The organism is Mahella australiensis 50-1 BON (genome assembly GCF_000213255.1).
GTDB classification, from domain to species: Bacteria; Bacillota; Clostridia; order Mahellales; family Mahellaceae; genus Mahella; species Mahella australiensis.
Map to the genome: position 1 here is coordinate 731,844 of NC_015520.1, position 19,289 is coordinate 751,132.

Below are 19,289 nucleotides of genomic sequence, written 5' to 3' on the forward strand. Positions count from 1 at the left end.
TCGCAGTTATATAACATGAGGGTATATCATAACTTTCCAACTCTATGCTTCTTCATGAATTCCATAAAGCATAGCCAATCGTAACGGCTGTGAAAATGCGTTCCTGTACGCATGTGGAAACCAACGGTGCCGTCGTGAAATATATCGCCTGCGTCAGGCAATCTGTCAGGATGTATAAATCCTTTCTTGCCAAGCAGCTTGTAAACATCATCTGCCGCTACATAAGATAGATATTGTTTATTCGGATCAGCCCATGTATCCTCTATAGCTGTTCCTGCGCTTACATAGCGAGGAGCAATAGCTGCTACGAGAAAATGCTGATCAAAGGGCATTTGTGTTTCTCGCTCCGCATAATTCCTATAGTTCGGACAGAACCAATATGGGAATTTATCGGTGATTTGTTTTACTCGTTCCCCTTCTTTCTCCCGCGTGATGGCGTCACCTGAACAGCCAGCATCGTTGGGGAAGGTAAAAGTAAATCGTTCATCATACGCTCCCGTTATTAATGCAGTTTTGCCAAGACGGGAATGGCCCATTATCGCTATATTATTGCGGTCAATGTCGTTTCGCGTTTCTAGATAGTCCATTACTCTGGAAGCTGCCCATGACCACATCATTAGCTTGCCGGTATCATTGCCTGCGCGTTGTCCATCTTTTTTCAATAAACCTGCCAGTCTTCCGGTAAAATAGTCTTCCCGATCGGCGGCTACGTCATTATAGCAAAATGTTGCGAGTGCAAAGCCTTCGTCAGTGATTTCCTCAAGTGGCAGATAGCGATCTGGTATATCGGGACGGAAGGCTATATATACGATAAGCATGGGATTTTTCACAAACTTCGGAATAAAAATATGCAGAGGGAAACAAAAGATATGTTCATTTAACTTTACAGAGAGCATGAGATGCTGTTCTATTACTTTGCCAGCATAAGCTGCTTCATCGACTTCTTGTATCGTGGCTGATACTGCTGATGGCTCGGGAGGACGTAACCCGTATTCCTCGTCGCACAGTAAAGAAAGTATTTCTTTTCGTCTTTTATACCAGTCTTGCGCTGTCCTCACCAGCGTTCCATCCGCAAACTCCAATAATTTGGGCAACTGAAGGTGTTTAATCATTTCTTGCAGCATTGGGGGAATACCTCCTTTGATACTGAATTTTATGCATAATATAGCATATAGCTTATAACCTGTCAATTTCGGAATCAAACGAATTCCGAACTTTAAAGTTGGTATAAGAAAATAGAGTCTCAAGAACCGCAAAAAGAAGGCAATTCTAGAATTAAGATGAAATGAAAAAGTAAAGTCCACTTTGTAGAAATGAGTTCCACTAACAGAGAGAAAAAATAATTTCCAAAAAACTTTATCCAAGTCTATTAGGGGGCTTAATAGTGGACACAAATGGGTGGAAGATCTAGCAAGGCTGCTCGCTGACACAAACAGGCAAAGAGAAGAGCTGATAAACAATGGTGTGTCAAAATTCAGTCCAGAAGCACTTTCAGAGTTCTTCGATAAATTCAACAGCATTATGCTTGATGCATATAGGGAAAATGAGGAGGCCAACTCGAAGTATTTATGCCCAGGATGAAAAAACACTGATACTGCGAATATTAGACTTCAAGAATGAATACCTTGCATGGGTGGTGAACTTTGATATCCCCTTCACTAATAATCTCAGTGAGCATAGTCTACGGGGCGCAAAAACCAAAATGAAGGTATCCGGGCAGTTTCAAAATGTTAAAATGGCATCATTCTATGCCAATATTAAAACCTATATTGAAACATGTTACAGGAACGGAATCAATGAGTTCTATGCACTGCTTCGGCTTTGCAGAGGGGATCCGTTCAAACTGGAAGAAATTCTGAATGATGGGGAATAAGGCTAGAAATTAGCCTTATTCCCCATACCCTTTTTTAAAGGGCTGTGAATAGTAACAGTTTATAGTAACTTTAAAAAATTTTTCATGGAAATACTTGCATTTATAAGAGATATGGTGTATACTAATCATGAAAAGCAAAAGAAGCCAAGGACTTTTTAGATTCTTGGTTAAATAGAGAAATGGCTTAAATAATTTGTAAAAAATAAATTAAATAAAGCATCATAGGTTATTAGTATATTAATACTTTTGACACTATAAACTATTAGAAGGAAATATTATATGAAAAAAGTAATATTTACCGTGTTATGTATGGCTGTGGCATTGATATTGTGTGTCTCATTTTCGTCTACTGCTACTGCTTTAGCGGCAAATAATGTAAATTATAGTCCGGAAGACAATGTTATTGAAACTCCATTGCCAGGCAAGGTTACTGTAAAAAATCTGCCTTCAAAAAATCTGCCTTCAGTATCTCCAAATAGTTTATTATATAGTTACAGCATAAGAAACATTAGTAAGCAAATTTTCAACTTATTTTATCCTCTTACAAATTACGCTACAGGATATTGCAATTTGACTTATTCGAGATCGGTAGCGTTTACTGTTGACGCTAATATTTCTACCTCAGTAGGAGTATCTGCAGATATTGTACAGGCAAGTATTGGCTCTAATGTAGGTGTTTCTAACACGGTTACAGCATCAGAAAGTGTTTCCTATGAGATTCCAAGCGGATATAAAGGAAGAATAGTAATAAGATATTCCCAGAATTATTATACATTTACTTGTGTCAAAAGAAACAGAGTGACAGGAAGTGAAACGACTGGTCCTGGTTCTGCTACTACAGGCGCCTATGATCCTTACTATGCAAGACAATTAATTGCTATATCCTAAAAGCCTCAAAAACTAACTAGCTTACTACGATCTTAATCTTTGACTCAGGAGCAAGTGGAGTAAAGGAAATGTATCCATTTATTCAGCAGCTCATAAGTCAGATAATTATCCATAATAGGACAGCAATAAATTGGGTAACTTACATATTCAGGTAAAGCTTTTTCTCCTAAGCTAGATTGGATAGATTGAATATACTGTCATGACGAGAAAGCTTTATCTGATGCACCGACAAAAAGAGAACATATAATAGTCTCAAAAGGAGGATATAATGATAAATATGGGAAAAAAGAACCTGGTGATATCGCTGTGTGTGTGTATAATGGTAATATTTCTATTTTCAGCATGTTCAAATCAAAGTAACGTAAATCTAAACAAAGATAATAGTAATACTAAAGCACCTATTCAGTCTCCCAATGCTAATCTATTAAGTGTTTACGAGATAAATGATTCAAATCTAAGAACAATTATGTCACTCAGAGATTACATTGTTTCTATAGCTTATAATACAAATAGTACAGTAAATATCAATAATACAATTGGAGTTTACGGTAGTATCGCAGTAGACGGATCTGCGAGCGATGTTGCGGATGCGCTAAAAGGTAGGTTTAATAAAATTGTTTTATATAGTGGTGATACTATTTTTTTAACATCGACATCATACTCCGTGGAAACATATAAAGGAGAGAATGGTTTTAACTTTGTTTTGAATTTATCTGCGGGGGAATTGGCAAATAAAGTAATAGATACGGCTAAAGAAATTCAAATTACTAAAGTTAAGTTTCAATTACAGGGTGACGATAGCTTTGAGTTAGTACCGGAATGCTATTACATAACCCCTTATACGGAATTAAAAAATGGAGTCAGTATTATTGAGTCGCCAACAGCACCAATGACTCATTTGGATACCAATACTTCATTTAGAGTTTCATATGTTTTTATGACATATAATCCGGTCTTCAATGAAAATTTTAAGGCTAATATTTTATATCCAAGTTCTTTTAGCAATTATCTAAGAGTAAGCGATATTATAGTTTCAGAAAACAACGATATGAAAAATGAGTTGTTGAAATCCTTATCTACCGATTTAACGGCTAAACAAAAGCAAGCTTTAAAAGTTTACGATATTGGTGTTACATATCAAAAGAAAACAAACAATCACATTGTGATACAGCCTTTATTGAAATTAGATATCACTAATCATGAACAGCAAATAAGCCCATTTTGCGCAATGTCTTTTTATTGATGTATATGAAATATATTTTGGAGGGTCTATGGCATCCATAGAACAGGGTGATACCATATGGGATTATCAATTTCAGCAGCATGAAACACTCATTGTTGTTTGGGGTTATAATTCCAATTCAAAATATCTTTCATATTCCATTGAAGTTTCAAGTGCCACTGCTGAGCCGAAGATAATAAAAAAGGATATAGCAAGAGAGAGCTATATCCTTGACATATATGTACTTGATACTAAATATAACGGTACTGCTAATCTTGGACTCATTAAAAGGACAGGAGAATAAAAAGAATACGACATTAAATATTATAATTTCTACATCAAATGAATTACGAACTGCAATTCGTAATATATGACTGAAACTGGTGATATAAAACGATGAAAATGATATAAAGCCGGAGAACGCCTTGAAATATTGCGTAGGCGTACTCAATGAGTGCAGCGTAGAGCAAGCGTAGGTCGGGCATGGACGCCCGATCAGCCGGCACTGAACATGGACGCGAATTGCCGGCGTTAGCTTGCTCAAGCGAAACGAATTGTAAGTACGCAATCATTACGTGACATAAGGCTTGACATATATACTGAGCGGGCTTTTGAAGCGTAGGACCACAGCAATCTTTGATTGCGTAGTGGTCCAGCTTCACAGCCGTAGCGAGGTATATATGTCAAGCCTGTAGCGGGCGTAGGATTTATATTATTGCACGCGCTGAATTTGTCATATTACGAATCGCAGATTACGAAATTACTACTGTCAATAGTCAGCGAAAATGTCATAGTAAATGGCTGATATTTATTCAACGAAAATTTCATAGCGATGTATGGATTTACTATAATTGGAACATTAAATATAGATTATATTACAGTAAGCTGGTTATATAACTTTAGCAACTTACATTAATATGATATGAGAACATATATTACCACCAGATGAGCAAAAAAGATAATACTATCTTAAGGCTTACTGCTTTGCTAAATTCTAGCTGCTCCATTCCCGTGCGTCAAGGGTAAAATAAACAAGCTCCGCTTGCCCTTGACGCACGTTCATTTCGCAGCTATTATATAATTAGGCTGTAAGCCTTAATACTGGCTAGTGCCAGGCGCGTGAGGAATTATACAGAGCCTCTAAAATCTCTCTGTCTGATTCCTCATACCAATATGATGGCGCCTTCTGCCAACCTTGTTTCCAAGGATGAGTGGGAGAAGGCTTATAAGGCTTAGCTGTGCTCGATGAACTTGCCTTATTAGCTTTCTGAGCTTTCTTAGGCGGTTCATCGAGCTTTTTCACAGCATATATATTATTGCCATACTGCACCCGTATACCTATCCTAGGGCTGGTAAGAACCGTTATCTTAGCTCTAGGAACGATAGGTGCAACGGTTTTGCCATCATCACATACAACTTGATAATATTGGCTGTGTAGAGAAAATACGCCGCCATTATCAACTTTTCTAGATAACTTAACACAAAGTATATTATCTAAGTCGATATCCGGCGGTAATTCTCTAAAAGCAGGCTCGGGATCTTGAGGCTCTATGGCGAACCTTTTATTATATCTCTCCAGGAACTTAGGCAAAAACTCATTGGCCTTTTCCATAGAATCAATGCCATAAATCCTCAATTCTGCCCTGAGCCTATCCTGCAAAGTATTCCATAGCCTCTCTACGCGGCCCTTAGCCTGAGGGGACCTGGCATTAATGATAGATATACCCAATGTACTCATAGCCATTTGGAACTGGGTTTCATTTACCACTTTACCCTCAAGCTGCTCCTCGATAGAGATTTTACCCTTATTAGGAGAAGCAAATATAGTATGCTTATCGGCATATAGAGATATAGGGATACCGTATTGGCCAATGATGGTACGCATGAGCTCAAAATAGCCATTCATGCACTCGTTTTCAGTAAAATAGAGCGCGAGGACCTGACCGGTGGCATCGTCTATGGCACCGTGGAGAGCCATATTACCTACAGAAGGAATCCATTCAAAAGAGGTGCAATCGATTTGCACCAACATGCCAGCCTGAGGCATACGTTCCCTTCTAGCATGAATCTTACGAGGGCGTCTATGCTTTCTAGGGCTTTGAATACCGGCATTATCAAGGATTCTATAAACCGAGGAATTACTAAGAATAATACCCTTATCATCCTCAAGCAAATCTCTAAAATGAGAGAAATTCGTATCAAAATACTTTTCCTTCCTCAAAGTGAGGATATGGTTTACTAGCTCATCGCTTAAAGCATTAGCAGGTTTACGGCCTCTGTTCTTATGAATAACGAAAGACGCACCTTGTTCTTTAACCCCCTTCTTAAGTCTAAATATTTGACGAACACTGAGGTCTAAAACCTGCGCAGCTTCACTTGCGGTTAACGTCCCATCGATGACTTTATTAATAACAACAAGTTTTTGCATTTCGCTCTCTGTCATACAATACTGTTCCTCTCTCCTCATAATGACATTATCGCAGAATAATTTTACTATGACAATATCATAGAATAATAACAGATTACGAAATTACTACTTGATAAATCATAAAAATAGTGTATAATAATAGACGAGAGAGAAGTATCATATGGGGTTATAGCTCAGCTGGTTAGAGCGCCACGTTGACATCGTGGAGGTCACAGGTTCGATCCCTGTTAATCCCACCAATACTTCTTTTTTTATTATCAGAGATTAGAGGAGAGAATAACTTGACTGACATACGAGTGAGATTTGCACCAAGTCCTACCGGATATTTACATATAGGCGGTGCCAGAACTGCTCTTTTTAATTGGTTGTTTGCCCGCCATAACAACGGCAGGTTTATATTGCGTATAGAAGATACCGACAGAGGACGCCTTAAGGCGGATTCGGTAGAACAGATAATAAGCAGTATGAAATGGCTAGGTTTAGACTGGGATGAAGGTCCTGATGTGGGAGGGGATTATGGTCCATACTTTCAGTCACAGCGTTTAGATCTTTATTCAAAAGAAATACGAAGGTTGTTGGACGAAGATAAAGCTTATTACTGCTATTGTACTCAGGAAGAATTGGAGCAACGACGCCAGCAGGCTATAAAAGAGGGTAAAGCGTCGCGCTATGACGGGCGCTGCCGCAATCTTGCCGTTGGGGAGCAGCAGTCTTTGCAGAAACAGGGGCGCAAGCCGGTAGTAAGATTAAAAGTGCCCTCTGAAGGGGTGACAGTGGTCGAGGATGTGATACGAGGTACCGTTACATTTGACAATGCATTGCTGGATGATTTTATAATACAAAAATCGGACGGTATGCCGACGTATAATTTCGTATGCGCTGTAGACGACCATGCTATGGAAATAAGCCATGTTATAAGGGCGGAGGAACATTTATCTAATACACCCAAGCAATTACTGGTATACCAGGCGTTAGGGTATGATGCACCGGTGTTTGCACACGTTCCTATGATTCTGGCGCCGGACAGAAGCAAATTGAGCAAACGCCACGGTGCCACTTCAGTAGAAGAATTTCGCGATCAAGGCTATTTACCTGAAGCTATAGTAAATTATTTAGCATTATTAGGATGGTCTCCGGAAGGCGGTCAGGAAATGATATCCATGGAGGAATGCGTAAAGCAGTTTGATCTGGCCAAGGTATCTAAGAATGCTGCCATATATGATACCAAAAAACTTACGTGGCTAAATGGCAATTATATACGTTCCATCGACATAGACCGCCTTGTGGATCTATCTATACCGTTTATGTGGCAAAAAGGCTTATTGCCAGAGCAAATATCGCCTGATATGCGCGATTATCTAAAGCGCGTAGTAGCTGCTGTCAGAGAAAGAACCCGTACACTGGTGGAACTGGCTGATGCCTGTTCATACTTTTTGACAAACGATTTTGAGTTTGATGTTGCCGGCGTGAAAAAATATTTTTTAAAAGAAGGAGTAGCTGAACTGCTGCAAAAAGGTCGGTTGGTATTGCAAAGCCTGGATAAATTCGATGCGGCTTCTACTGAAGCGGCCTATAGGGCGCTGATAGACGAACTTGGTATAAAAGGAGCGGATATCATTCATCCCACAAGGCTCGCTATATCAGGGCGCACAGTAGGGCCAGGGCTTTTCGACATAATGGAACTGTTGGGTAAGGAAAGAACATTGGATCGCATGGCTCGCGCTATAGAATATATAAAAAAGTTGGCATAGCCTATTGCATTTTGCATTGGCTTATGCTAAAATAACAATTGCTGATGCGTTGCGGGATTGTGTAACGGTAGCACTCATGACTCTGGATCATGCTGTCTAGGTTCGAATCCTAGTCCCGCAGCCATAAAATATGGCCCTATGGTCTAGCGGCCTAGGACGCCGCCCTCTCACGGCGGTAACAGGGGTTCGAATCCCCTTAGGGCTACCATTCGTTTATCTGTAAGCGGCTTCTTTTTGCAAAAATATGCTAGCAAAAGGAAGCCGTTTGCTTTTCTATAAGTTTGCAAACATGCCATTGCCGGGCATTTAGATGATAATTCCATCGGCTTGACATAAATGCTTCAAACGTTATAAAATAATATTGTAGCCATAGAAGCATAATAAGAAACAAGGATATGAAAGGAAAGGTACTTTTTAATATGAAGAATGACTAATTTGGAATATATATTGAATCTTATATCTATACGTATTTCGCATGTGCGTTATACGCAAATATCAATATTATGTGTTCCAGATTGGTTGTTTTTCGGTTTTAGTTTACATGTATCTTTATATCGCAAAAAGAGCTTTTGTTGAATATAAGCCCCCACAATTTATAGTACTAGTCAGCCAGAATGATTCTTTATACTAAGGAGCGCTCCTGCGTATAAGAATAGTGTATTGTCGCAATGTGGCTTTTATATGGCTGCAAACCGAAATCGAAGTTGACAAACCTCTCTGGAATAAGATTAGGGAGGTTTTTTATGTTATTGCTACATGCACAAAATGTTAAAAAATACTATGGCGATAGGCTCATATTGGAATTTGATGATCTGAAAGTATACGATGGCGATAGGATAGGCATAGTAGGACTCAACGGAGCAGGCAAGACTACGCTTATGGAAATACTTACTGGTAATATAATTCCTGATGAGGGGAATGTAAGACGCTTTACTGATTTAGCATATATAAAGCAATTCGGGACAACCGATGATAAGGCGGATGGTTATATGGCGAAGGAATTTGGCATCAAAGATAAAGACATCCGCTATTTGAGCGGTGGAGAACGAACGAGATTAAAGATTGCCAATCAACTGAACAAAACTGCTGGCCTGCTGTTTGCCGACGAGCCAACATCTAACCTGGATATAGACGGCATATCGCTTATAGAGAAAAAACTCATGGCATATAATGGTGCTTTGCTTTTAATATCACATGACCGTGAATTGCTCGATAAGCTATGCAACAGTATCCTAGAGATTGAAAATGGCAAAGTAAAATGTTACTTGGGTAATTATAGTAGCTATAAACAGCAGAAGGATGCCGAGAGGGAGAGACAGGAATTCGAATATGAGCAGTATGTGAATGAAAAGAAAAAACTTGAGACAACGATAAATGCTCTGAGCAATAAAGCAGGGAGTATAAAAAACGCTCCAAAAAGGATGGGCAATTCCGAAGCGCGATTGCATAAAAGAAACGCAACTGAGACGCAGGAAAAGCTGCATAAATCAGTTAAGGCTATGCAGACACGTCTTGAAAAATTAGATATTAAAGATAAGCCTAGGGCATTGGAAAGTATAAAAATAGAATTTAATCCTGTTGGCCGTCCAGGAAGCAAGATCCTTATCAAGGGAGAAGATATTAGTTTGAATTTTGGGAACCGAGTATTATTCAATAAGTTGAATTTTGAAGTGGCTAATGGTTCCAAAACAGCTCTAATTGGTAAGAACGGCGTGGGTAAGACTACACTCATAAAGATGATAATATCAGGACATCCAAAGATAAAAGTTGCTGCTGGAGTGCAGATGGCATATTTTAGCCAAGAGATGGAAATGTTGGATCCGAATCAGACCATTTTAGAAAATGTTATGAAAGGAAGCCGTTGTTCGCAATGGATGGCAAGGACAATTTTAGCTCGGTTATTATTTAAGAGAGATGATGTATATAAAAAAGTAGCTGTATTAAGCGGCGGAGAAAGGGTCAAATTATCAATCGCAAAATTGCTTTTGTCCGATGCCAACCTACTCATATTAGACGAACCGACTAATTACCTGGATCTATTTTCAATGGAGGCATTGCAATCGGTACTCAAAGAGTATGAAGGCACAATGCTGTTTACATCACATGACAGGCGGTTTGTGGATAGCATAGCGGATAGAATAATTATTATCGACAATGGGACGGCTAAAATGTTTGATGGCAATTATACGGAGTACTTGAATGAATCGGAACGAGCTATGTCCAGCAAAAACACAGAGGGAAATATAAAGCGTCAAGAGGAAGAGTTGATATTGCGGATGAGGCTGGCATCGATAGCTGGGAAGCTTTCTAAGCCTGGGAAAAACGATAATGTCGAGCAACTGGATGCTGAGTTTAAACGCATAGTTTCGCAATTAAAGGATCTCGATGGTAAAACATTATAACTGTTACCACGCCGGCGTTGCATGGTCACATGTGTTCATGTTTGTGCCATAAAAAATGATTGTAAGGTACTTGAATGTAAATAAAAGTTCATGTATAATATAAAAGGATTGAGAAGTTCCGCCATCTATGCTAATGCATAGGTGGCGGATATATGATTCTATATAATCGGGATGTGGCGCAGCTTGGTAGCGCGCATGGTTCGGGACCATGAGGTCGCAGGTTCGAATCCTGTCATCCCGACCACTTTGCATTAGATAGCGGTTTACAAGACTTATTCGAAGTATAAAAAACCATATGGTCGCATTGGGTGTCGGTTTCCGTTCAGGTGGCTACAATACATACGTAAATCATACAACCACACTACTATAAGCCATTCAGTCGAAAGGTAGATGGTTTTTTTGTTGCCTACCAAAACGAGGTGAGAGTGATAATATCGAAATATAGTAGCATCGGTGAATTTGTGGAAGAATTAAAAAGCTTTTACGATATCAAATTTGAATATAACGGCAGGGCATATTCTATATGTCCTATAAATGGTGTCTACGTTGCCGGAGAAGCAAACGGAGATGACCAAACGTTCAAAACAATAGAGGGCTTAATCAATAATTTTAAGCTGGACGGTAAACCGCTTAAAAATGTGATATTAGAAGTAAAAATATTAGTCCGATAATTAAAGCTATTATCAATGGATTACCAGAAAGCTTCTCCACTTGTAGCAAGGATAAGCCAGTGAGAGGTTATGATATAGAGTTATCTGAGCAAGAAGGTGAAATAGCTACAGTGATAGACGAACAAATAGATGAAATTATTTGGGAGAAACCTTAGTGTCAAAGTCCTAGCGTTGACAATGAGCTTGAGAGATGGTATAACAGCATTGGAGCGAGATATATAAATAGACCGTCATCAAACTGAGAGAAGGGCTGGGATTAATACGACTATAGGACCTGCACCTATGTGCTATGACTGTAAACACTTTATAAAAAGTGAAAACACGTGCAAGACGTTCCCTAACGGCATTCCATATGCTATATTTCTGGAATATTATGACCATAGGAAGCCATATGATGGTGACAATGGTGTATTATTTGCTCCGAAAAGTAAAGATTCCCTAGAACGCGTAAAGTTTATATATGGTGATGCTTAAAGTAACGTTAGTGTGGGGTGAACTGAAATGCTGTTTGGATATGAACTTGACGCTTTACTACGACATAGAGAGAACAGAAGTCAAGTGGCCGATATATTAACTGTTTTAGAATCCGATTTGATTAACGACCAGCTTCTTGAATACAGAGCAGAGCTTATTAATAGATTGCTTGATATTGGAGAAGATAGCCTGTACGGTAAAGTCAAAAAAAGAGAAGAAGAAATTAGAAAAAGTGTTGAGAGATTTACCTAAGCCTTTAAGATATCAAATCCGTACAATTTGCATAGCTTTATGATCGATATATAGTTTTATTTTTATATGAACTACCTAAAATAAGATCGTTTTTAAAAAATTGCATGCAAACCCACGTTCATATATAATATATTTGAGCTAAGCAAGTAATGTTTGTAGGTATTTGCAAACATTTTGCTAACGTAGCTAATATAAATGAAAGGAGTAGAATCCCGGGGCTGCGCAAAACCGATATTATGAGTTAGGTATTGTGTTTTTTGGCCGGGAGAATATAATGGATTTTAATGAATTAGGAACGGATCTAGGTAATTTATATAAGCTTTCAGATGCAAAAACTCGTTCAATAAGCCCGGAAAATTTTACGGGAGAAAAAGGCAAAGGAGGTATGGCGTTTGACGGTACTGGGATAAACGCCGCCAGAGATTTAGGCCGAGGCTGGAAAATATCTCCCTCTATTAAGATAGGACCAGGTGAAACGTTTTTGCTGGCCGATATAGGAGGGCCTGGAGCTATACAACATATATGGATGACGGTCACAGGTCAGTGGAGATTTAGCATATTAAGGATTTATTGGGATGATCAAGATATTCCGTCTGTTGAATGTCCTGTGGGAGATTTTTTTGCATGCGGATGGAATAAATATGCCCAAATTTCATCGCTGGCAGTATGCGTGAATCCTGGAAGCGCTTTTAACTGCTACTGGGTTATGCCGTTTCGCAAGCATTGTAAAATAACTATAACCAATATAGATGAAGAAGATACGATGGTCTATTACCAGATAGATTATGCGCTTGCCGATGTGCCCGATGATAGTGCTTACTTTCATGCTCAGTTCAGAAGAGTTAACCCCCTCCCTTATAAGCAAGTGTATACCATTTTAGATGGTGTTATCGGTAAGGGACAGTACGTAGGTACATATATGGCATGGGGAGTAAACAATACCGGATGGTGGGGAGAAGGCGAGATTAAGTTCTATATGGATGGAGATAAAGAATTTCCCACAATATGCGGTACAGGTACAGAGGATTACTTTTGCGGCTCCTACAATTTCGATGTGGGCAAGGAAAATGGGGGATACAGAGAGTTTATAACACCGTATTCGGGGCTGGCTCAGGTTATACGACCGGACGGCTTGTATTCATCGCAGACGCGATTTAGCCTATATCGGTGGCATATAACAGATCCCATACGTTTCAATCAAGACTTACGCGTCACTATTCAAGCATTAGGCTGGAGGTCTGGCGGAAGATATCTACCGCTTCAGGACGACATGGCTTCGGTAGCTTACTGGTACCAGACTCTACCTACTGTTCCGTTCCCGTCGCTGCCCGATAAAGATTATTTAGAGATAATATAATAATAGGCTTAATAGTTCTATTAACTATGTAATCCATTTCGTGACTATTCAGGTACCGTTGCGCATAGGCGAGGCTAATCAGTTATCAAGCCGGCAGAAACTACTGTAAAACTCGCTTTTTCATGCTATAATATAAGCAAAAGATATTTGACTGGGAGTGCAGAGTATGGAGAGCGAATCGTATGCAAAGAACGAAATATCTTTAAATAATTGGTATGTGTTATTTGTAATGACCGGTCAGGAAGATAATGTACGCAAGAGGTTGGAGTACAGCTTTGGATCGGAAACGATAAAGCCTTTATTACCGCGGCGTATACTCATAGAGCGCAAAGGCGGTAAAGTACATGAGAGGGTGCGTACGTTATTCCCATGATATGTATTTATCCATACCTCTGTTATCGACGATATTTATTTTAATATAAAGCGGATTCCGGGAGTTATAAAGCTGCTAAAAGATAATACATATCCCATATCTGTAGCACCTCATGAAATGCAACCGCTGTTGGCATTAACCAAAGCGTCTGAGATTATAGGCCTTTCTACCTGTTCCTTGACAGATGGACGCATAATTGTCTTAAATGGTCCACTTAAAGGATATGAAGGCATCATAGTAAGCGTTGATAAACGCAAAGGAAGGGCTAAAGTGAGGATGAATATAATGGGATATGAACGCCTGGTTGACCTAGGGCTCAATATAATAGGGCTGGTATAGTGCGATTAGGCGAGCTATATCGAGCTAGTATTAGCAATCAAGACCTAATCACATATTATGACCGTAGAAGGAGATTGGCAGCGCAAAAACGGATATGATATAATACACACTACAAGTACATTTGTACTCCGAATGCGTACAAAGGGGTGCTGCAAAATGGTGGAGAAAAACATATACTTTTTGGTAGATAGCGCTGTATTGCCCAAAGTTTTCACAGATGTGGTAGAAGCTAAAAAATTGCTGCAAAGCGGTAAAGCCAAAACCATAAATGAAGCCGTTAATAGTGTGGGTATAAGCCGCAGTGCGTTCTATAAATATAAAGATGCTGTTTTCCAATTTACTGAGGGTAGCCGAGGTAAGATAATAACTATAGCATTGACGTTGGATCATACGCCCGGCGTTTTGTCAAACGTACTCAATGTTATAGCGAAAATGGGGGCCAATGTGCTTACCATAAATCAAAATATACCTATACATGGTATAGCCAACGTAACTATGGCTGTGGATACTAAACAGCTTAAAGCCGAGAGCGATAGGCTTATTTCAGAGCTGGAAGGACTTCATGGTGTTGAGAAAATAGAGCTGTTAGCAGAAGAATAAATTACTTAGGGTCAAAGAGAGGTAATGTATATGGCATATGTGGCCGTAATGGGACATGGAACAGTTGGGTCAGGCGTAGTAGAAGTGCTACGCAAAAATAAAGATAGTATAGAAAAGAAGGCTGGCGAGAGCATAATATTGAAGAAAATATTGGATAGAAGGTCGTTTCCAGATCTACCGTATAGCGATCTTTTTACCACTGATGCCGAAGAGATATTAAACGATGATGAGATACAGGTTATTGTAGAAGTAATGGGCGGTGTTGAGCCGGCATACACCTATGTTAAACGCGCGCTCAGCAGCGGCAAGCATGTGGTAACATCCAACAAGGAACTTGTGGCTGAACATGGCGCAGAGTTGCTTCGGTTGGCTAGGGACCGCGATGTGAATTTCTTTTTTGAGGCTAGTGTAGGCGGCGGCATACCGATAATACGTCCTCTTAATCAGTGCCTGGCAGCTAATGAAATATCCGAGATCATCGGCATATTAAACGGTACTACCAATTATATATTGACGCAGATGCGCTTGCATGGTAAAACGTTTGAGCAGGCTTTAAAGGATGCTCAAGAAAAAGGATATGCCGAAAGCGATCCATCAAATGATATCGATGGTTATGATGCTGCTCGTAAAATAGCCATACTTGCTTCTATAGCGTTTAATAGAGCGGTTAGTTACAGAGATGTGTATACGGAAGGCATATCTACTATAACGCGGTTGGACATGATCTATGCCGATGAAATGGACTATGCTATAAAGTTGATAGCAATGTGCAAGGATATGGGAGATAAGCTCATGGCCAGGGTATCGCCACTTATGATCCCCAAGAGCAGTCCTCTGGCCACCGTAGATGATGCTTTTAACGCTATATTGGTGCGCGGAGATGTTATAGGGGATGTAATGTTCTACGGCATGGGTGCAGGTAAATTGCCAACGGCCAGTGCGGTAGTGGCTGATGTGATAGATGCGGTTAAGCACTTGAAAACGCGCAAAAAAGAGGTATGGGCGGACAGCGAAGGTTACCCTGTTATGGATATAAATGACGTTAAAAGCCGGTATTTCATAAGGGCGGCATATAAAGATAGGTCGGATGCTGTAAACGCTGTGAGAGAATTATTCGGAGATGTAAACTTGGTATTTTGCAATGACCCCATAGTAAAGGATGAATTTGGCTTTATATCCGATGAAGAACCTGAATCCATGCTTAACGACAAGATGGCTATATTAAGCGACAATGATGCTGTCAGCGCTGTTATAAACCGTATACGAGTAGAAGACAATTTATAGGAGGCCGATTATGTGGAAAGGACTTATAGATAGATACAGAGATTATTTGCCGGTAAACGATGCTACGCCGGTTATAACACTGAATGAAGGCGATACGCCGCTTATAAAGGCGCATAATATAGAGAAAGAATTGGGTGGCATAGAGCTTTATCTGAAATATGAGGGATTAAATCCTACCGGTTCATTTAAAGATAGGGGAATGACTATGGCTATATCCAAAGCTGCAGAAGAAGGGTCTAATACCGTTATGTGCGCCTCTACCGGCAATACGTCGGCATCTGCAGCTGCTTATGCGGCCAGGGCTGGTATGCGCTGCATAGTGCTTATACCCAATAATAAAATAGCATTGGGCAAATTAGCTCAAGCAATGGCATATGGTGCGGAAATAGTGGCTATAGACGGTAATTTCGACCAAGCATTGCAGCTGGTAAGAGAAATAACTTCATCACATCCCATAACGCTTGTAAATTCCATAAACCCGTTCCGCATAGAAGGCCAAAAGACGGGGGCATTCGAGGTATGTGACCAACTCGAGGGGGCACCGGCCTATTTGGCAATACCGGTTGGCAATGCCGGCAATATAACAGCTTATTGGAAGGGATTTAAACAATATTATGAAGGCGGAGTTATAAGTGTGCTTCCTAAAATGTTGGGTTTTCAAGCGGCCGGTGCAGCGCCTATAGTGGAGAATAGGGTAATAGAGCATCCAGAGACCATTGCAACGGCTATACGTATAGGTAATCCGGCTAGTTGGAAGGGAGCAAGCAATGCTATAACGGAATCCGAGGGCCATATAGATAAAGTAACCGACGATGAGATACTTGAAGCTTATAAGCTACTGGCGAGTGCCGAAGGCGTATTTGCAGAGCCTGCATCATGCGCTTCTGTGGCAGGTGTTATAAAATTATCACGCCGTGGATTTTTCAAGAGAGGTCAGCGCGTTGTCTGTATTTTGACGGGCAACGGTTTAAAAGATCCAGATACTGCTATAAGCTTAGGCGGTCAGCCTAAAGTATGGCCAGCTGATTTAAAGGTATTGGAACGAGAACTGCTCGCTTAAATGATTTCTGAAAGGACTGGCTTAATGATTAGAGTAAAAGTGCCGGCTACAAGTGCGAATATGGGAGCCGGATTCGATTGTTTGGGTATAGCTTTGGATTTATATAATATAATAGAAGCAGAGGAAATAGAAAGTGGCCTTAAAATAACTATACCAGAATCGGATAGGGGATATATAGAAACCGATGAACGAAATTTAGTCTTCATATCGATGAAGCGCTTGTTCGATGAGGTGGGATATCGACCTAAAGGCCTGCATATCAATCTTATAAACAATATACCCATCACGCGCGGTTTGGGTAGTAGCGCAGCATGTATAGCCGGAGGTTTGGTTGCTGCAAATGAATTAATAGGATGCCCGCTGAATAAAAATGATATAATATATTTGGCGGCTAAAATGGACGGTCATCCGGACAATGTACTGCCTGCGCTTATAGGAGGCATGACAGTGGCATGTATAGTAGAGGGAGAAGTCAAGTATGTGCGCATAGACCTGCCAGATTGTATAAAGCTGCTGGTTATGGTACCCGACTTTCAGTTGCCCACCTCGAAGGCACGCGCCATATTGCCTCAGAATGTGCCGTTGCAGGATGCGGTATTTAATATAAGCCGAGCAGCTTTGCTGACGGCATCGCTTATAACGGGCCGGTTGGATAATTTGCCGGCAGCTGTAGATGACAGGTTGCATCAACCTTACCGAAAGGGCCTCATACCTCACTGGAATGAGATAATGTCCAAAATGGCAGAACTAGGAACAAAAGGTACTTTCTTGAGCGGCGCCGGGCCCACTTTGATAGCAATAATGGATAAGGACTATGATAAGATACGAACAGAAATGGATAAATTTTTAGCTGCTTTTGAACAGCATTGGGATGTATATGTAATGGATGTTTGCCGTTATGGCGTAGAATTGCTTGCACAAGGGAAAGGAGAGATAGTTTGTCGTTAATAGTTCAAAAATATGGTGGTTCATCAGTGGCCAATGCCGAGCGTTTAATGAATGTGGCCGGAAGGATAAAAGCTGCTAAGGAGGCCGGAAACGATATAGTGGTAGTGGTCTCAGCACAAGGCGATACTACAGATCACTTAATGGATATGGCCATGGAAATAAATTCTAATCCATCCAAGCGCGAATTAGACATGTTGCTTTCTACCGGTGAACAGATATCTATAGCGTTGCTAGCGATGGCTATAGAAGCCTTAGGATTACCAGTTATCTCGCTGACAGGCCAGCAGGTGGGCATAAAAACCAGTAATTTGCACACCAATGCCCGAATAGAGGCCATAGATGGCAGCCGTATACGCAAGGAGCTAGACGGTGGCAAGATAGTGATAGTAGCCGGTTTTCAGGGCATGGATGATAATGACGATATAACCACCCTTGGTAGGGGTGGTTCAGATACTACTGCAGTAGCATTAGCTGCAGCTCTAAACGCTGATATGTGTGAAATATACACCGATGTGGATGGGGTATATACTGCTGACCCTCGTTTAGTACCAGAGGCCCGTAAGCTGGCTGATATATCATATGATGAGATGTTGGAAATGGCTAGCCTTGGAGCAAAGGTATTGCACAACCGCTCGGTAGAGCTGGCCAAGAATTTTAACGTTCCTTTAGTTGTAAAATGCAGCTTTAATAGTAATGATGGCACATATGTAAGGGAGGAATCAATTGTGGAAAAGATGGTAATCAAGGGCGTAGCCCATGATGTTGATATAGCCCGTATAGCGGTTATAGGGGTAGCTGATAAACCTGGTATGGCGCATAAGCTTTTTAAAGCACTGGCTGACCAAGGGATAAACGTGGATATAATATTGCAGAGCATAGGGCGTGGTGGTACAAAAGATATATCGTTCACGGTGAGTAAGTCAAATTTGAAGCAAGCTGTAGATATTATAAAGGGCCTATTGGATGAGCTCGGTGCTACTGATGTTAAGTATGCAGAGGATATAGCCAAGATATCCGTGGTAGGTGCTGGTATGGCCAATAATCCCGGGATAGCGTCCCTTATGTTCGAAGCATTGGCTGAAGAAGGTATAAATATAGAAATGATAAGCACGTCGGAAATAAAGATATCCTGTTTGATACCCAAAGAAGATATAGAAAGAGCGGTGAAAGCAGTTCACAAAAAATTTCGGTTGGATTCTGTTGCTTGACCTTGCCTTGACCGATCGTGTAATTGGGCTTATAATATAGTAGTCGGTGTAAGTAGTGTGCCTGTAGCTCAGTGGATAGAGCGTCTGGCTCCGGACCAGAAGGCCGTAGGTTCGACTCCTATCAGGCACACCAAAAATAAAGCTTAAAATAGCGGTTTG

18 protein-coding genes and 5 tRNA genes are annotated in these 19,289 nt (G+C 40.4%); 21 read left to right on the top strand and 2 right to left on the bottom strand.

The window, feature by feature from the left end; all coding sequences use genetic code 11:
- Positions 1 to 26 precede the first annotated feature (26 nt).
- The gene (locus MAHAU_RS03385) at positions 27 to 1,124 is read right to left on the bottom strand and encodes a glucuronyl esterase domain-containing protein (RefSeq protein WP_013780323.1); all 1,098 of its coding nucleotides are present in this window, start codon (positions 1,122 to 1,124) and stop codon (positions 27 to 29) included.
- A 274-nt stretch (positions 1,125 to 1,398) separates the two neighbouring features.
- On the opposite strand from MAHAU_RS03385, the gene MAHAU_RS15530 reads away from it, so the two are divergent.
- The 4 genes from MAHAU_RS15530 (at position 1,399) to MAHAU_RS03405 (ending at position 4,287) form a co-directional block, all read left to right on the top strand.
- The gene (locus MAHAU_RS15530; protein ID WP_148258376.1) at positions 1,399 to 1,581 is read left to right on the top strand and encodes a hypothetical protein; all 183 of its coding nucleotides are present in this window, start codon (positions 1,399 to 1,401) and stop codon (positions 1,579 to 1,581) included.
- Between the two features lie 571 nt (positions 1,582 to 2,152).
- Positions 2,153 to 2,761 (top strand): hypothetical protein, encoded by a 609-nt coding sequence (locus tag MAHAU_RS03395; RefSeq protein WP_013780324.1) that lies wholly within the window; start codon positions 2,153 to 2,155, stop codon positions 2,759 to 2,761.
- Positions 2,762 to 3,038: 277 nt separating this feature from the next.
- On the top strand, positions 3,039 to 4,004 hold the full coding sequence (locus MAHAU_RS03400) for a hypothetical protein (RefSeq protein ID WP_148258377.1): 966 nt from the start codon (positions 3,039 to 3,041) through the stop codon (positions 4,002 to 4,004).
- Between the two features lie 28 nt (positions 4,005 to 4,032).
- Positions 4,033 to 4,287 (top strand): hypothetical protein, encoded by a 255-nt coding sequence (locus MAHAU_RS03405; protein WP_013780326.1) that lies wholly within the window; start codon positions 4,033 to 4,035, stop codon positions 4,285 to 4,287.
- Positions 4,288 to 5,088: 801 nt separating this feature from the next.
- Here MAHAU_RS03405 and MAHAU_RS03410 read toward each other — a convergent pair.
- The gene (locus tag MAHAU_RS03410) at positions 5,089 to 6,426 is read right to left on the bottom strand and encodes an ISNCY family transposase (RefSeq protein ID WP_013779793.1); all 1,338 of its coding nucleotides are present in this window, start codon (positions 6,424 to 6,426) and stop codon (positions 5,089 to 5,091) included.
- 147 nt (positions 6,427 to 6,573) lie between these two features.
- On the opposite strand from MAHAU_RS03410, the gene MAHAU_RS03415 reads away from it, so the two are divergent.
- The 17 genes from MAHAU_RS03415 to MAHAU_RS03495 all read left to right on the top strand — a co-directional run bounded on the left by MAHAU_RS03415 (position 6,574) and on the right by MAHAU_RS03495 (position 19,263).
- Positions 6,574 to 6,650, top strand: a tRNA-Val gene (locus MAHAU_RS03415).
- Between the two features lie 42 nt (positions 6,651 to 6,692).
- Positions 6,693 to 8,162 carry a glutamate--tRNA ligase gene (gltX, locus tag MAHAU_RS03420; protein ID WP_013780327.1) on the top strand — a complete coding sequence of 490 codons (1,470 nt, stop codon included), beginning with the start codon at positions 6,693 to 6,695 and terminating at the stop codon, positions 8,160 to 8,162.
- 50 nt (positions 8,163 to 8,212) lie between these two features.
- Positions 8,213 to 8,286: transfer RNA gene (locus MAHAU_RS03425), tRNA-Gln, on the top strand.
- Between the two features lie 8 nt (positions 8,287 to 8,294).
- Positions 8,295 to 8,370: transfer RNA gene (locus MAHAU_RS03430), tRNA-Glu, on the top strand.
- 535 nt (positions 8,371 to 8,905) lie between these two features.
- Positions 8,906 to 10,564 carry a ribosomal protection-like ABC-F family protein gene (abc-f, locus tag MAHAU_RS03435; protein WP_013780328.1) on the top strand — a complete coding sequence of 553 codons (1,659 nt, stop codon included), beginning with the start codon at positions 8,906 to 8,908 and terminating at the stop codon, positions 10,562 to 10,564.
- Positions 10,565 to 10,731: 167 nt separating this feature from the next.
- Positions 10,732 to 10,808 (top strand) — tRNA-Pro (locus MAHAU_RS03440).
- 181 nt (positions 10,809 to 10,989) lie between these two features.
- Positions 10,990 to 11,235, top strand: a complete 246-nt coding sequence (locus tag MAHAU_RS03445; protein ID WP_013780329.1) for a hypothetical protein — start codon at positions 10,990 to 10,992, stop codon at positions 11,233 to 11,235.
- Between the two features lie 501 nt (positions 11,236 to 11,736).
- Entirely contained in the window at positions 11,737 to 11,961 is a 225-nt protein-coding gene (locus MAHAU_RS03455; RefSeq protein ID WP_013780331.1) for a hypothetical protein, read from the top strand.
- Positions 11,962 to 12,235: 274 nt separating this feature from the next.
- Positions 12,236 to 13,318, top strand: coding sequence for a glycoside hydrolase family 172 protein (locus MAHAU_RS03460; RefSeq protein WP_013780332.1), 1,083 nt, complete (start codon positions 12,236 to 12,238; stop codon positions 13,316 to 13,318).
- 166 nt (positions 13,319 to 13,484) lie between these two features.
- Positions 13,485 to 13,691 (top strand): transcription termination/antitermination NusG family protein, encoded by a 207-nt coding sequence (locus MAHAU_RS14890; RefSeq protein WP_049783333.1) that lies wholly within the window; start codon positions 13,485 to 13,487, stop codon positions 13,689 to 13,691.
- Between the two features lie 117 nt (positions 13,692 to 13,808).
- Positions 13,809 to 14,030, top strand: a complete 222-nt coding sequence (locus tag MAHAU_RS14895) for a KOW motif-containing protein (RefSeq protein WP_049783334.1) — start codon at positions 13,809 to 13,811, stop codon at positions 14,028 to 14,030.
- A gap of 156 nt (positions 14,031 to 14,186) precedes the next feature.
- Positions 14,187 to 14,630, top strand: coding sequence for an ACT domain-containing protein (locus MAHAU_RS03470; RefSeq protein WP_041643816.1), 444 nt, complete (start codon positions 14,187 to 14,189; stop codon positions 14,628 to 14,630).
- Positions 14,631 to 14,660: 30 nt separating this feature from the next.
- A complete protein-coding gene (locus tag MAHAU_RS03475) occupies positions 14,661 to 15,914 on the top strand; it encodes a homoserine dehydrogenase (RefSeq protein WP_013780334.1) in 1,254 nt (417 codons plus the stop codon).
- Positions 15,915 to 15,921: 7 nt separating this feature from the next.
- On the top strand, positions 15,922 to 16,974 hold the full coding sequence (gene thrC, locus MAHAU_RS03480) for a threonine synthase (protein WP_041643818.1): 1,053 nt from the start codon (positions 15,922 to 15,924) through the stop codon (positions 16,972 to 16,974).
- 24 nt (positions 16,975 to 16,998) lie between these two features.
- Complete coding sequence (gene thrB / locus MAHAU_RS03485; protein WP_013780336.1) at positions 16,999 to 17,922, top strand: homoserine kinase; 924 nt, start codon at positions 16,999 to 17,001, stop codon at positions 17,920 to 17,922.
- Positions 17,913 to 19,130, top strand: a complete 1,218-nt coding sequence (locus tag MAHAU_RS03490) for an aspartate kinase (protein WP_013780337.1) — start codon at positions 17,913 to 17,915, stop codon at positions 19,128 to 19,130. The genes thrB and MAHAU_RS03490 overlap by 10 nt, the downstream gene beginning before the upstream one ends.
- Positions 19,131 to 19,187: 57 nt before the next feature.
- A tRNA-Arg gene (locus MAHAU_RS03495) sits at positions 19,188 to 19,263 on the top strand.
- Positions 19,264 to 19,289: the final 26 nt, after the last annotated feature.